The following is a 13,511-nucleotide window of genomic DNA, read 5'->3' on the forward strand; positions in this document are numbered from 1 at the left end:
CCGGGTCAGGCGCAGCCGCCACCCGGCACAAAAACGGCTCCCTACCCGTCGTCTCCCCCGCTGCGACCGAAACTTCACCCAACTGTAATCTGAACGACATCTCCACCTTCTACTGTCTGGGCAGGACGGAGGAGGAGCCACTATGTTTAGTCTCGACAACGTACTCGATGACCTGTGGCCTCAGGCGAGGCCCGCCCCCTGGCAAAAGAAACTGTTAAAAAAGCTGTTTTATGAGGAAGAGTTTCAACAATTTGCCGATCGTCATCGCCACCTGAAGGGGCTTGATACGGTCGAACAGGTACTGGAATACCTCAATATCCGCTGCGCCATCCCGGCGCACGATCTCGAACAAATCCCCGAATATGGCCCGCTGGTCATTATCGCCAACCACCCCACCGGCACCCTCGACGGCCTGGCGCTCCTGTATGCAGTATCCCGCGTGCGCCGCGATGTCAAAGTGGTCACCAACCGCATGCTCACCCACCTTGAGCCCCTGAGCTCGCTGTTTATCCCGGTAGATAATATTCATGGCCGCACCGCTAAAGCGGCGCTGCAGCAGATGGATCACCAGCTGCAGGCCGGCGGGGTGCTGATCTTCTTCCCGGCGGGGGAAGTCTCCCGCCTCACCCGTCGCGGTATCCGCGATAAAAAATGGCACTCCGGCTTTATTAAGCTGGCGGCAAAATATCGCGCCCCGCTGCTGCCGGCGTGGATTAACGCCCACAACAGCGCCCTGTTTTACGCCAGCACGCTGGTCTCCGACAACCTGCCGCTGCTCCTGCTGATGCAGCAGATGTTTCGCCGGCGCAACAGCAGCCTGCCGGTGCGCATCGGCCAGCAGATCCCCTGGTCGAGCTGGTTCGATGCCAAGTCCAGCGCTCGCGAGCTTACCGGCCGCTGCTATCAGCACCTGGAACAACTGCGCAAAGGGCTGCCGGGGCAGTTCAAAACCGAAAGCGCCATCGCCCGTCCGGAAGACCGGGCATTGCTCAAACGCGAACTGCATAAGGCCGAGTGTCTGGGCCGCACCACCGACGGCAAAGTGATTTACCTCTGGCAGCGCAACGGCCAGGAGGACGCGCCGCTGCTGCGCGAGCTGGGACGTCTGCGGGAAATCGCCTTCCGCGCGGTCGGGGAAGGCAGCGGCAAACGGCGGGATATCGACGGGTATGACGACGACTATCTGCATCTGATCCTGTGGGATGAAGACGATCTGGAAATCGTCGGCGCTTACCGCTTTATGCCGACGGCCATCCAGCTGGCAAAGCGCGGCCTGGAAGGGATCTACAGTTACAGCCTGTTCCATTACGACGGGCGGATGGACGATGTCCTGCAGCACGGCATTGAGCTGGGGCGCAGCTTTATCCAGCCGCGCTACTGGGGGCGTCGCGGGCTGGACTACCTGTGGTCAGGCATCGGCGCTTATCTGGCGCGCTATCCGCACTATCGCTATCTGTTTGGTCCGGTGTCGATTTCTGGCGGGTTGCCGCCCGCCGCCCGCGATCTGCTGGTGGCGTTCTACCGGCTGTGGTTCCCGGCGACGCATCCGCTGGCGGAGTCGCGTCGACCTTATCCGGCGTCGCTGCCCGACGTGCTGGCGCAGTTTGGCGGGGAGGATTACAACGACGACCTGGCCCGGCTGAAGTCCCTGCTCGGCAATCTCGGCTGCGCGATCCCGCCGCTGTATAAGCAGTACTCGGAAGTGTGCGAGCCGGGCGGCGTGCAGTTTATCGATTTCGGCAGCGATCCGGATTTCAATAACTGCGTGGATGGTCTGGTGCTGGTGGATCTCACCTACCTGAAGGCCAATCGCTATCAGCGCTATATTGGCGCGCATCTGGGTGCGCAAAAATCGGCATAAACGCTTTTTCCCGGCTTGCGGCGCGTTGCGCCTTAGCCGGGCTACGGTACACCATTTCCGACGGATCGGTCGCCCGGAAAAGGCGCGTCAGGCGCCGCCTCCGGGAAGCAGCGGGCAATGCAGCATCCGCTTTTCTCCGCGGCTCGCGGCTGATGCCTTAACCGGCTACAAGCATTACCCCGCCCGGTAATACGGCTTATCGCCGAGGATCGTCGCCCGGTGCATGATCCGCCGCTGCGGCAGATAGTCGGCGTTGGCGTAATGCTGGGTCACCCGGTTATCCCAGATAGCGACATCGTTCGGCTGCCAGCGCCAGCGCACCTGAAACTCCGGTTTAGTGACATGAGCAAACAGGAAGTTCAGCAGCGCTGCGCTCTCTTTCTCACTCACCTCGACAATTCGCGTGGTAAACCCTTCATTAACGAACAGCGCCTGCTTGCCGGTCACCGGGTGGGTACGCACTACCGGGTGCAGCAGCGGCGGATGCTTCGCCACCGCTTCCTGCCAGCGCCGATGCTCGGCTTCGGTCTTGTTGTACTTATACTCCTGGAACGATTTGCGGAAATCGTGTTCGGCATGCAGGCCGCTCAGCAGCTGCCGGAAAGGTTCTGACAGCGCTTCCCAGGCGGCAATGCCGCTGGTCCACAGGGTGTCACCGCCGGTCGTCGGCAGCTCTTTCGCCGCCAGAATGGCGCCGGCGGGCGGCGTGTCGATAAAGGTGACATCGGTATGCCAGTTGTCATTATCCGGCGGATTATCGTTGTGGGTATCGAGGACGATAATCTCTTCCACGCCAGGGGCGTGAGGGTAGACCGGATGGATATGCAGGTCGCCAAACCGCAGAGCCAGGTCGCGCTGTTGCGCCGGGGTGATATTTTGCTCGCGCAGGAATACTACCTGATGACGCAGCACCGCGTGATACAGCTGTTCAAACTGGTTGTCGCTCAGCGGACGGGTTAAATCCGCCCCGGTCACCTGCGCGCCAATATAGGGCCCCAGCGGGGTAATGCTCAGACGTTCACTCATTGTACTTCTCCATGCCAGGGCGTCAGGCGACGCTGCAGCGCGCGCAGACCCAGTTCCAGTAAAAAGGCGATAATGGCAATCACCGCGATCCCCGCCAGCACCACATCGGTGGCGAGAAACTCGCCGGCAGACTGCACCATAAATCCTAATCCGCGGGTGGCAGCGATCAGCTCAGCGGCCACCAGCGTTGACCAGCCCACCCCGAGACCAATGCGCAGCCCGGTGAGGATCTCCGGCAGCGCGCCGGGGAGGATCACCAGCCACAGCACCTGCGCCCGGCTGGCGCCCAGCGAACGGGCGGCGCGAATGCGCACCTGCTGCGCGCTTTTTACCCCTGCCAGCGCCGACATGGCTACCGGCGCGAAAATCGCCAGGTAGATCAGCAGGATCTTCGAGGTTTCACCGATGCCAAACCAGATCACCATCAGCGGTAGGTAGGCCAGCGGCGGCACCGGACGATAGAGTTCGATCAGCGGATCGAGGATCCCACGCACCGTCGAGTTGAGCCCCATGGCGATCCCCACCGGTACGCCAATAAGCACTGCCGCCAGCAAGGCGATGACGATCCGCGTCAGGCTCGCCGCCAGATGCTGCCAGAGCGTCGCATCCATAAAACCCTGCGGCCCGGCGATGGTGATAAGCTTTTGCAGTACCTGACCCGGCGGCGGCAGAAACAGCGGGCTAATCAGCTGCAGCGCCGCGACCGCCCACCAGACGGCCAGCAATACCGCCAGAGTCGCCACGCTGAGGGTGAGCTGACGGGAGAGCGGCCAGCGCCACTTCAGCGTCGTCTGACGCGGTTTGTCGTTCAGTACCACGCTCATGAGAAAGCCTCCCGTTGGTCAAACACCCGGCTCAGAATGTATTCCCGCTGTTCAATAAACCGCGGGTCGGATTTGATGCTGCGGCAGGATTCGCCCGCGACAAAGCGACGGCTAAAATCAAGCCGCAGCCGCTCCACCACCCGTCCCGGCCCCGGCGACAGCAGCACCAGCTCGGTGGCCATAAAGATGGCCTCTTCAATGTCATGAGTGATCAGCAGCACCTGTTTGCCGGTCTCATGCCACAGTTTCAGCAGCAATGTCTGCATCTGCTCGCGGGTAAAGGCGTCAAGCGCGCCGAAGGGCTCATCCAGCAGCAACAGCTGCGGATTCGCCGCCAGCGCCCGGGCGATGCCCACCCGCTGGCGTTGACCGCCGGACAGCTGCCAGATAAAGCGTTTTTCCGCCCCTTCGAGACCCACCTTCTTCAGCATCTGCGCCGCCGCTTGCCGGCGCTGCGCTTTATCCACGCCCGCCAGCTGGAGGCCCAGCGCCACGTTATCCTGCACATTGCGCCACGGCAGCAGGCCTTCGTTCTGGAAGACCACGCCGCGCTCTGCGCCCGGCCCGGTCACCCGCTGACCTTCGAGGGTGATGCTGCCGTGCTGATAGGGCACGAATCCGGCAATCAGGTTCAGCAGGGTAGTTTTACCGCAGCCCGACGGCCCCAGCACCACCAACAGCTCCCCACTCTCCAGCGTCAGGTTGATATCCGCCAGCGCCGGTTTACCGCCGTAGTCGGCGGAAAGATGCGAGATTTGCAGCATCGCCGCCTCCTTTACTTCACGAAACGGTCAGTGACGTACTGACGATAATCGGTTCCCGCCGCGGGCACTTTGCCCTGCTCTTTCAGGAAGCGCGCGGTATCGACGATGGCCTGATTGACCGGACCATTCAGCGCCTGCGCCTGCTCAGCGGCGGTCAGGTAGGTGTTCCCCTTCACCAGCCCGGGGACATCGGCTTCCGGCACGCCGCTCAGGCGCGCCAGCTTGCTGATGTTGTCCGGCTGTTTCAGCCATGTTTCCGGGTTGGCGATGTAGGGCTGCTGGGCGTCGATGGCGCTTTTAGCAAAGGCTTTGACGATCTCCGGATGCTGCTCGGCGAAGTCCTTACGGACCACCCAAACGTCGAGGGTCGGCGCGCCCCACTCCCCAACCTGCGCGGAATCGGTCAGCACCTTGCCCTCTTTTTCCAGTTCGTTAACCGCTGGCGCCCAGACGTAAGCGCCATCGATATCCCCGCGCTGCCAGGCGGCGATAATCGCCGGCGGCTGCAGGTTAATAATCTGCACCTGGCCCGGCTTGATGCCCCAGTGTTTGAGCGCCGACAACAGGCTGTAGTGGGTGGTGGAGATAAACGGCACGGCGATGCGCTTGCCGATCAGATCTTCCGGTTTGGTAATGCTTTTTTTCACCACCAGCGCTTCGGAGTTGCCGAGCTTTGAAGCGAGCAGGAACACTTCAATCGGCACCTGCTGACTGGCGGCCACCGCCAGCGGGCTGGAGCCGATATTACCGATCTGCACATCGCCGGAGGCCAGGGCGCGCACCACGCTGGCGCCGCTGTCGAATTTCCGCCAGTCGACGGTCGCGCCGCTGGTTTTGGCGAAGGTGTTGTCCGCCTGGGCGACTTTCGCCGGCTCAGCGGAGGTTTGATACGCCACGGTCACGTTGACCGCCTGCGCCTGGAAGGCGGCGACAGCCAGCGCCGCCAGAAGAGTAATTCGCGATGTGAATGCCATAATGTCTGCTTCCCCTGAGTTGTTATAGGTGCAGTATTTCCGGCATCAGGAGGGAGATGAAGTAATTAAAAATTCTGGCTAATAGCGAATCGTTTTTAGAACAAAAGCGGGAAAGGATAGTTGGTTTTGAGCGGTTGGTGAGTGGCAGACGGTTGGCGCCGGGTGGCGGCGACGGATCGCGCAAAGTGTAGGCCGGGTAAGCGCAGCGCCACCCGGCACAAAACTCAGCGCTTCGCGTTAAGCGCGGCGATATCCTTCGGCGTGGTGCGGCAGCAGCCGCCAATCAGCTTCGCCCCGGCCGCCAGCCACTGCGGCAGATAATCCGCCAGGGTGGCGCAGGCTTCGCCATGATGGTGCCAGGTCTTGCTCACCGCATCATAATGTTCGCCGGAGTTAGGATAGACCACCAGCGGCAGGGCCGTCAGGCTGTGCAGATGCGCCAGCGCCGCGGGCGTATTTTCCAGGGCGATACAGTTGATGCCCACCGCCACCACCTGCGGGTTATCCGCCAGGGCAGCCATCACCTCGCGTAGCGGCGTCCCATCGCTGAGATGTTCGGCGTCGCGCAGCGTGAAAGAGTACCAGGCGCAGGCGCGGGGATAGTCCTGCAGCAGGGCCGTCAGCGCCTGGATCTCAGCAAATGACGGCAGGGTTTCACAGGCCAGCAGGTCGGCGCCCGCATCCAGAAGGGCTTCGACGCGCGGGCGGTGGAAATCCTGGAACTCTGCCGCGCTGCGCTGATAATCGCCGCGATACTCCGAGCCGTCGGCGAGAAACGCGCCATACGGCCCTACCGAACCGGCCACCAGCAGCGTGCCGGCCTGCGGGTTCTCGGCGAGGTACGCCTCGCGCGCTTTGCGCGCCAGTTCGACGCTTTTGCCGATCAGCGCCCGGGACTGCGCATCATCCAGCCCGCGCGCGGCAAAGCCCGCCGGGGTGGCCTGATAGCTGGCGGTGATCGCCACCTGCGCCCCGGCGCGAAAGTAGTCGAGATGCACATCGCGGATCAGCTGCGGGTTCTCCAGCAGCACTTTCGCCGACCACAGGCTGTCGGCCAGATCGCAGCCGCGGGCCTCCAGCTCGGTGGCCATGGCGCCGTCCAGCAGGACATAAGGCTGGGCGGCAAGCAGAGCAGTGAACGGGTTAGTCTGCGACATGTTGGGACTCCTGAGTCATATTCCGTGAACGAGTGAGATACCAGGCACCATAGCACAGGGCCACAAAGGGGATCCCGCACCACAGCGCAATTCTCTGGCTCGGGTCAAAGGCGAGGCCCACGCAGGCCACCAGGCACAGCACAAACCCCAGAACGGGCACCACCGGATACCAGGGAGCGCGATACTGCAGATCGCTCAGCGCCTTACCCTGCTGCAGATGGCGGCGGCGGAACATAAAGTGCGAGGCGCAGATGCTCAACCACACCGCCACTACCGCAAAACCGGAGATCGCCGACAGCGCCACAAACACCGTATCGGGCGCCACCACGCTGGAGAACAGCGCCAGCACGCCGCCCAGCATACTCACCGACAGCGCGGTCACCGGCACGCCCCGTTTATTGACTTTGGCAAAGCAGGCCGGCAGCGTCTTCTCGTTCGACAGCGACCACAGCATCCGCCCGGAAGCGTACAGGCCGGAGTTGGCCGCCGAGAGGATCGCCGTCAGGATCACAAAGTTGAAAATATCCGCCGCGTAAGGGATGCCCACCTTTTCAAACACCAGCACGAAGGGGCTTTTCTCCACCCCCGCCTGCTGCATTGGGATCAGCGCCGCCAGCACAAACACGGTGCCGATAAAGAAAATAATCAGCCGGGCGATGGTGGTGCGGATGGCGACCGGAATAACCTTATGCGGGTTTTCCGTCTCTCCGGCGGCAATGCCGATAAGCTCCGTCCCGGAGAAGGCGAAGTTCACCGCCACCATGGTCATCAGGATCGGCAGGCCGCCGTGCGGGAACCAGCCTTCGGCGGTGATATTGTGCAGGCCCGGCGCCGGCGAGCCATCCTGCATCGGAATGATGCCGAAAATGGCCGCGCCGCCGAGAATAATAAACGCGATGATGGTGATCACTTTCACCAGCGAGAACCAGAACTCGCCTTCCGCGAAGAAGCGCGTCGAAATGATATTAAGGCCGAAGATCACCGCGCAGAACACCACGCACCAGATCCAGACCGGCACCTGCGGGAACCAGTACTGCATGCAGAAACCCGCCGCGGTGAAGCTCGAACCCAGCGCCACCGTCCACGTTAGCCAGTAGAGCCACGCCACGGTATAGCCCGTCGCCGGGCCAAGATAGCGCGCCGCGTAAACGTGGAAGGCGCCGGTCTCCGGCATCGCCACCGACAATTCACCGAGGCACTGCATCACCAGCCAGACCACCAGGGCGCCAATCAGATACGCCAGCAGCGTCCCGGCCGCGCCGGTGGTGGAGATGATATAGCCGGTATTAAAAAATAAGCCGGTGCCAATCACGCCGCCGAGCGACAGCATGATCAGATGGCGCGTTTTCATGGTGCGCTTCAGTTGCCCACCTTGTTGTTGTGTTGTGCTTTGCATTTTATTTTCTCACGCCAGCCCGCTTGCCCGGGTCATGATGCGTATAAACGTATAGACATCTAAACATCCAAAAGAAGAAGTGTTATACCGTGCCGCCGCGGAAAAAGCAAAGCCGCTGCACCAGGGCACGCGCCGACAGCGTGCAGCCTGCCCCATTTTTGCGCAGCGCCAGCGGGCGCGCCACGCGCTGACGCCTCATCGCGACGGACCACGTTCTGGCACTCTCTTTGCAGCCTGTCGTTCAGAACCTTTCTATCTGGCGAGGCAACACGTATGACAGAGCAAACCACCACCTTAAAAAGAACGCTCGGCAGTTTTCGTTTATGGGGGATCGCCGTCGGACTGGTGATATCCGGGGAGTACTTCGGCTGGAGCTACGGCTGGTCGCAGGCGGGCACGATGGGGTTTATGGTCGTCGCCCTGGCGGTCGCCGCGATGTACTGCGCCTTTATTTTCAGCTTTACCGAGCTGACCACCGCCATCCCGCACGCTGGCGGCCCTTTCGCCTATGCCTACCGCGCCTTCGGGCCCACCGGCGGCTTTATCGCCGGTTTTGCCACCCTGATTGAATTCGTCTTCGCCCCGCCGGCCATCGCCATGGCCATCGGCGCCTACCTCAACGTGCAGTTTCCGGCGCTGGATCCGAAATGGGTCGCCTGCGGCGCTTACGTGATCTTTATGACGCTCAATATTCTCGGCGTCGGCATTGCCGCCACCTTCGAGCTGATCGTCACCCTGCTGGCCATCTTCGAGCTGCTGGTGTTCATGGGCGTGGTCGCGCCCGGCTTCTCCTGGAGCCACTTCACCACTAACGGCTGGGCGGGCGCGGAAAGCTTCAGCGGCCTGGCGCTGCCGGGGATGTTCGCCGCCATTCCGTTCGCCATCTGGTTCTTCCTCGCCATTGAGGGGGCCTCCATGGCGGCCGAAGAGGCCAAAGATCCGCAGCGCACCATTCCGCGCGCCCTGGGCGGCGGCATTCTGACGCTGACGGTGCTGGCGATCGGCGTGATGGTCTTCGCCGGCGGCGTCGGCGACTGGCGCGCGCTGTCCAATATTAACGATCCGCTGCCCCAGGCGATGAAGACGGTGGTGGGCAATGGCAGCGGCTGGCTGCATATGCTGGTGTGGCTGGGGCTGTTTGGCCTCGTCGCCTCCTTCCACGGCATCATTATGGGCTATTCGCGGCAGATCTACTCCCTCGCCCGCGCCGGCTATCTGCCCGCCGGGCTGGCGACCCTCAACCGCCGCACCCGCACCCCGCTTCTGGCGATCCTCGCCGGCGGGGTGGTCGGTATCGCCGCGATCTTCTCCGACTCGCTGATCACCATCAGCGGCATGCCGCTGACCGCCTGTATCGTCACTATGTCGGTATTTGGGGCTATTGTTATGTATATCACTTCCATGGCGGCGCTGTTCAAACTGCGCCGTAGCGAGCCGAAGCTGATCCGCCCATTCCGCGCCCCGCTCTACCCGCTGGCGCCGGCCTTTGCCCTCGGCATGGCGGTGCTCTGCCTGGTGGCGATGGTCTGGTATAACCTGCTGCTGGCGCTGATTTTCGCGGCGATGATGCTCGGCGGCTACCTGTGGTTCCGCAAAACCGCAGCGGCCCGTGAACGGGCGCCAGTGGATCCTCAACTGCGCACGGTCTCCTGAGGAGGCGGCATGTATAAAACCACGCTATCGGGCCAGGTATGGCGCTTTGATAGTCTGAAAACGTTGATGGCGAAAGCGTCGCCAGCCCGCTCCGGCGACGCCCTCGCAGGGGTTATCGCCACCTCAGCCGAAGAGCGGATGGCGGCGAAAATGGCCCTCGCCGAGGTGCCGCTGACCGACATTCTCGACAACCCGCTTATCCCTTACGAGCAGGACGAAGTGACTCGCCTGATCCTCGACACCCATGATGCGCAGGGCTTTGCCGACCTGCGCCATCTGACGGTCGGCGATTTTCGCGACTGGCTGCTGGATGATGCTACCGATACCGCCACGCTGCAGCGGGTCGCCCGCGCCATCACCCCGGAGATGGCGGCGGCGGTCAGTAAGCTGATGCGCAATCAGGATCTGATCCTTGCCGCCAGCAAATGCCAGGTGGTGACGCGCTTTCGCAACACCATCGGCCTGCCCGGCCACCTCAGCGTACGCCTGCAGCCCAACCATCCTACCGACGACCTGAAAGGCATCGCCGCCAGTATGCTCGACGGGCTGCTGTACGGCGCCGGGGACGCGGTGATCGGCATCAACCCGGCCAGCGACAGCTTACCGGTGCTGGCGCAGCTGAACGTCATGCTGGACGATATTATTCAGCGCTTCGCCATTCCCACCCAGTCCTGCATTCTGACCCATGTCACCAATACGCTGCAGCTGATTGAGCGCGGCGCGCCGGTGGATCTGGTGTTTCAGTCGGTGGCGGGAACCGAAGCGGCCAACAGCGGCTTCGGCATCAATCTTGCCATGCTGCAGGAGGCCCGCGAGGCGGCCCTCAGCCTCAGGCGCGGTACCCTCGGCAACAATGTGATGTATTTTGAGACCGGCCAGGGAAGCTGCCTGTCGGCCAACGCCCACCACGGCGTCGATCAACAGACCTGTGAGGCGCGGGCCTACGCCGTCGCCCGTCACTTTGAACCGCTACTGGTCAATACCGTGGTCGGCTTTATCGGTCCGGAGTATCTCTACGACGGCAAGCAGATTATTCGCGCCGGGCTGGAGGATCATTTCTGCGGCAAGCTGATGGGCCTGCCGATCGGCTGCGACGTCTGCTATACCAACCACGCGGAAGCGGATCAGGATGATATGGACACCCTGCTGACTCTGCTGTGCACCGCCGGGCTCACCTTCCTGATCGGTGTGCCCGGAGCGGACGATATCATGCTCAATTACCAGAGCACCTCGTTCCATGACGCGCTGTACGCCCGTCGCCTGCTGGGCTTAAAACATGCCCCGGAGTTCGCCGACTGGCTGGCGAAGATGCAGATTATCGATCCGCACGGCACGCTGCGGCTCACCGACGCCCGCCATCCGCTGCTGTCCGTCCTTCCGCAAGGAGCCTCCGTATGAATCGTCCCGATGCCTGGAACCCGCTGCGTGAATTTACCGATGCGCGGATCGCCCTGGGCCGCAGCGGCGCCAGCCTGCCGACCCGCGAAGTCCTCAACTTTGGTCTGGCCCACGCCAGAGCGCGGGATGCCATTCATCAGCCGTTCGCCAGCCAGCAGCTGGTGGCGCCGCTGGCGGCGCTCGGCCTCGACGCCCTGACGGTGCGCAGCGCCGCGCCGGACCGTCACACCTATCTTCGGCGTCCGGATCTCGGGCGGCAGCTCGCCGACGAAAGCCGCGCCGACCTCGCCGCCAGCGGCGTCCGCCCCGCCGATCTGCTGCTGGTGATCGGCGATGGCCTCTCTTCCTGGGCGGTAGAGCGCCAGGCGGTGCCATTGATCCGCGCCCTGCTGCCCTATCTGCAAACGCTGGGTATCGGCCTGGCGCCGGTAGTGCTGGCGCATCAGTCGCGGGTGGCGCTGGGGGATGATATTGGCGAAACCCTGAAAGCCCGCGCGGTGGCGATCCTGATTGGCGAACGACCGGGTCTCTCTTCGCCGGACAGCCTCGGCGTTTACCTTACCTGGCAGCCCCATCGTCAGCGTCTGGAATCTGAGCGCAACTGTATCTCCAATATTCGTCCGGAGGGATTAAGCCATGACGCCGCCGCCTTTAAACTGGCCTGGCTGCTGGAGCAGGCTTTTTTACGCCGCGTCACCGGCGTGCAGTTAAAAGATGAAAGTGATAATCCGGCGCTGCATGGAAAAATAAAACCATTGCCCCCTTTAAAAGAATAAGTCACACCAGCAGCAGAATAAATTTTAATACTACCGGGCGCACCTGAATATTATATTCGGGTGCGCGCTGAAATTGCCCGACGGCGCTTCGCTTGCGCGGGCCTGCGCAAACCGTTCAACCGGTTTATATGGTGGATTTTTCAGGCCGGGTAAGGCGCCAGTCGCCCCCCGGCAAAATGCGTTCACCGTACCAAAAACCGTGTTGTCATCAGCCTTATGCCCCTCCCAGCAGGTAATAAGAATATTGCATGAGTAAAAACGAAACGGACGTTGTAAGGTAAATCAGCGCATTAAAAATACCCGTCATACTTCAAGTTGCATGTGCGTTGGCTGCGTTCTCTCCCCCCAGTCACTGACTTCTGTAAGCGCCTGGGGACTCGCTCACTTGCCGCCTTCATGCGACTCGAATTATTTAGGGTATATATCTCGTTATCTATTCAACATAACAGCCAATAATTCGTCGGACACGCTGGCGAATTATTCCTCAATGTTATGCAGTCATTGATGGTTAAAGATAAATAATCGACCGACGGAGAAATACCAATGAAATCGTTTTCCGGGAAAGCGTCTTTAATGGCCACGCTGGTTGCCGCGCTGGTCGGCGCCAGCAGCGCGCAGGCAGCGGAAATTAAAATCGGGGTGGTATTACCCCTGAGCGGCGCCCTCAGCGGCTACGGCCAGCCGTCGCAGAAAGGGCTGGACATTATTCAGGCCATCACCCCGACGTTAAAAAATGGCGATACCATCAAGCTTATCGTTATCGATGATAAAAGCGACAAAGTCGAAGCGGCCAACGCCATGCAGCGCCTGGTCTCCAGCGATAAAGTGGATGCCGTGATCGGGGAAGTCACCTCCTCCAACACCCTGGCGATGACCAAGATCGCCGACGACAGCAAAACGCCGCTGGTCTCCTCCACCGCCACCAACGACCGCGTCACCCGTAACCATCCGTACGTCAGCCGGGTCTGTTTCTCGGACAGCTTCCAGGGGGTGGTCGGGGCCAATCTGGCCTCCCGCGATCTGAAAGCCAAAACCGCCGCCATCGTGTTTGACAGCAGCAACGACTACTCCGTCGGCCTGGCGAAAGCGTTCCGCACCCAGTTCCTGAAAAACGGCGGCACCATTCCCATCGAGGTACAGGCCCCGGGCGGCAGCAAGGACTTTAAAGCCCAGCTGGCGAGCGTCAAGGCGAAGAATGTCGACATGATTTACATGCCGATCTACTACACCGAAGGGGCGCTGATTGCCGTGCAGTCTAAACAACTGGGGCTCAACAAACCGGTGGTGGGCGGCGACGGTCTGGCCGCGGATCAGGTCTTCTTCGATGTCGGTAAAGACGCGGTCAACGGCTATATGACCACCGATTATTACTCGCCGAACGCCAAAGAGCAGACCCCGGCCGGGGAAACCTTCATCAAAGCCTGGGAAGCCAAATACCAGCAGCCGACCCATACCTGGGGCGCAATGGCGGCGGACGCCTATAACGTCATCGTCAACGCCATGAACCAGTGCAGCGATCCCCACGATCGGGTCTGCGTGAATGAAAAAATCCGCGCCACCAAAGATTTCCAGGGCGTGACCGGCACGCTGACGTTACAGAACGGCGATGCCATTCGCAGCGCGGTCATCAACGAAGTGAAAGATGGCAAGCTGGCGTTTCGTACCGTGGTTAACCCTTAAGT

At 61.6% G+C, this 13,511-nt stretch carries 13 protein-coding genes; 5 read left to right on the plus strand and 8 right to left on the minus strand.

The genetic code is table 11. The features are described from left to right. Window positions 1-142: 142 nt before the first annotated feature. Window positions 143-1,861, plus strand: coding sequence for a bifunctional ornithine lipid synthase OlsF (gene olsF / locus AS136_RS20850; protein ID WP_012542727.1), 1,719 nt, complete (start codon window positions 143-145; stop codon window positions 1,859-1,861). 174 nt (window positions 1,862-2,035) lie between these two features. On the opposite strand, the gene tauD is transcribed toward olsF, so the two are convergent. The 7 genes from tauD to AS136_RS28825 all read right to left on the minus strand — a co-directional run bounded on the left by tauD (window position 2,036) and on the right by AS136_RS28825 (window position 8,201). Continuing rightward, a complete protein-coding gene (gene tauD, locus AS136_RS20855) occupies window positions 2,036-2,887 on the minus strand; it encodes a taurine dioxygenase (protein WP_004144604.1) in 852 nt (283 codons plus the stop codon). Then, window positions 2,884-3,711, minus strand: a complete 828-nt coding sequence (gene tauC, locus AS136_RS20860) for a taurine ABC transporter permease TauC (RefSeq protein WP_008805332.1) — start codon at window positions 3,709-3,711, stop codon at window positions 2,884-2,886. The genes tauD and tauC overlap by 4 nt, the downstream gene beginning before the upstream one ends. Then, window positions 3,708-4,475, minus strand: a complete 768-nt coding sequence (gene tauB / locus AS136_RS20865; RefSeq protein ID WP_004893960.1) for a taurine ABC transporter ATP-binding subunit — start codon at window positions 4,473-4,475, stop codon at window positions 3,708-3,710. Before tauB ends, tauC begins: the two co-directional genes overlap by 4 nt. Window positions 4,476-4,486: 11 nt before the next feature. After that, on the minus strand, window positions 4,487-5,449 hold the full coding sequence (gene tauA / locus AS136_RS20870) for a taurine ABC transporter substrate-binding protein (RefSeq protein WP_008805331.1): 963 nt from the start codon (window positions 5,447-5,449) through the stop codon (window positions 4,487-4,489). A 224-nt stretch (window positions 5,450-5,673) separates the two neighbouring features. Further along, entirely contained in the window at window positions 5,674-6,606 is a 933-nt protein-coding gene (gene mmuM / locus AS136_RS20875; RefSeq protein WP_063266953.1) for a homocysteine S-methyltransferase, read from the minus strand. Further along, complete coding sequence (gene mmuP / locus AS136_RS20880; RefSeq protein WP_008805329.1) at window positions 6,593-8,002, minus strand: S-methylmethionine permease; 1,410 nt, start codon at window positions 8,000-8,002, stop codon at window positions 6,593-6,595. The genes mmuM and mmuP overlap by 14 nt, the downstream gene beginning before the upstream one ends. Before the next feature lie 82 nt (window positions 8,003-8,084). Further along, window positions 8,085-8,201, minus strand: a complete 117-nt coding sequence (locus tag AS136_RS28825) for a hypothetical protein (protein WP_012542728.1) — start codon at window positions 8,199-8,201, stop codon at window positions 8,085-8,087. Between the two features lie 74 nt (window positions 8,202-8,275). Between AS136_RS28825 and eat the strand changes: the two genes are divergently transcribed. Genes eat through eutC form a run of 3 tightly spaced genes read left to right on the plus strand, consistent with a single transcriptional unit; the run spans window position 8,276 to window position 11,829 of the window. Next, window positions 8,276-9,655: an ethanolamine permease gene (eat, locus tag AS136_RS20885; RefSeq protein ID WP_023322127.1), complete on the plus strand. Its 1,380-nt coding sequence runs from the start codon at window positions 8,276-8,278 to the stop codon at window positions 9,653-9,655. Between the two features lie 9 nt (window positions 9,656-9,664). Further along, on the plus strand, window positions 9,665-11,053 hold the full coding sequence (locus AS136_RS20890) for an ethanolamine ammonia-lyase subunit EutB (RefSeq protein ID WP_023322126.1): 1,389 nt from the start codon (window positions 9,665-9,667) through the stop codon (window positions 11,051-11,053). Continuing rightward, a complete protein-coding gene (gene eutC / locus AS136_RS20895) occupies window positions 11,050-11,829 on the plus strand; it encodes an ethanolamine ammonia-lyase subunit EutC (protein ID WP_008805326.1) in 780 nt (259 codons plus the stop codon). The genes AS136_RS20890 and eutC overlap by 4 nt, the downstream gene beginning before the upstream one ends. Before the next feature lie 437 nt (window positions 11,830-12,266). On the opposite strand, the gene AS136_RS28830 is transcribed toward eutC, so the two are convergent. Next, on the minus strand, window positions 12,267-12,410 hold the full coding sequence (locus tag AS136_RS28830) for a hypothetical protein (protein WP_046881799.1): 144 nt from the start codon (window positions 12,408-12,410) through the stop codon (window positions 12,267-12,269). On the opposite strand from AS136_RS28830, the gene AS136_RS20900 reads away from it, so the two are divergent. Beyond that, window positions 12,403-13,509: an ABC transporter substrate-binding protein gene (locus AS136_RS20900; protein ID WP_004147267.1), complete on the plus strand. Its 1,107-nt coding sequence runs from the start codon at window positions 12,403-12,405 to the stop codon at window positions 13,507-13,509. The two genes, AS136_RS28830 and AS136_RS20900, sit on opposite strands and share 8 nt — an antisense overlap. Window positions 13,510-13,511 lie beyond the last annotated feature (2 nt).

It is taken from the genome of Klebsiella sp. D5A, assembly GCF_001620885.1.
Classification (GTDB): Bacteria; Pseudomonadota; Gammaproteobacteria; order Enterobacterales; family Enterobacteriaceae; genus Klebsiella; species Klebsiella variicola.

Bases quoted from the DNA above. Each gene is read 5' to 3' on its own strand.
- olsF (WP_012542727.1), top strand. From the start codon at position 143: ATGTTTAGTCTCGACAACGTACTCGATGACCTGTGGCCTCAGGCGAGG.
- tauD (WP_004144604.1), bottom strand. From the start codon at position 2,887: ATGAGTGAACGTCTGAGCATTACCCCGCTGGGGCCCTATATTGGCGCG.
- tauC (WP_008805332.1), bottom strand. From the start codon at position 3,711: ATGAGCGTGGTACTGAACGACAAACCGCGTCAGACGACGCTGAAGTGG.
- tauB (WP_004893960.1), bottom strand. From the start codon at position 4,475: ATGCTGCAAATCTCGCATCTTTCCGCCGACTACGGCGGTAAACCGGCG.
- tauA (WP_008805331.1), bottom strand. From the start codon at position 5,449: ATGGCATTCACATCGCGAATTACTCTTCTGGCGGCGCTGGCTGTCGCC.
- mmuM (WP_063266953.1), bottom strand. From the start codon at position 6,606: ATGTCGCAGACTAACCCGTTCACTGCTCTGCTTGCCGCCCAGCCTTAT.
- mmuP (WP_008805329.1), bottom strand. From the start codon at position 8,002: ATGCAAAGCACAACACAACAACAAGGTGGGCAACTGAAGCGCACCATG.
- AS136_RS28825 (WP_012542728.1), bottom strand. From the start codon at position 8,201: ATGAGGCGTCAGCGCGTGGCGCGCCCGCTGGCGCTGCGCAAAAATGGG.
- eat (WP_023322127.1), top strand. From the start codon at position 8,276: ATGACAGAGCAAACCACCACCTTAAAAAGAACGCTCGGCAGTTTTCGT.
- AS136_RS20890 (WP_023322126.1), top strand. From the start codon at position 9,665: ATGTATAAAACCACGCTATCGGGCCAGGTATGGCGCTTTGATAGTCTG.
- eutC (WP_008805326.1), top strand. From the start codon at position 11,050: ATGAATCGTCCCGATGCCTGGAACCCGCTGCGTGAATTTACCGATGCG.
- AS136_RS20900 (WP_004147267.1), top strand. From the start codon at position 12,403: ATGGCCACGCTGGTTGCCGCGCTGGTCGGCGCCAGCAGCGCGCAGGCA.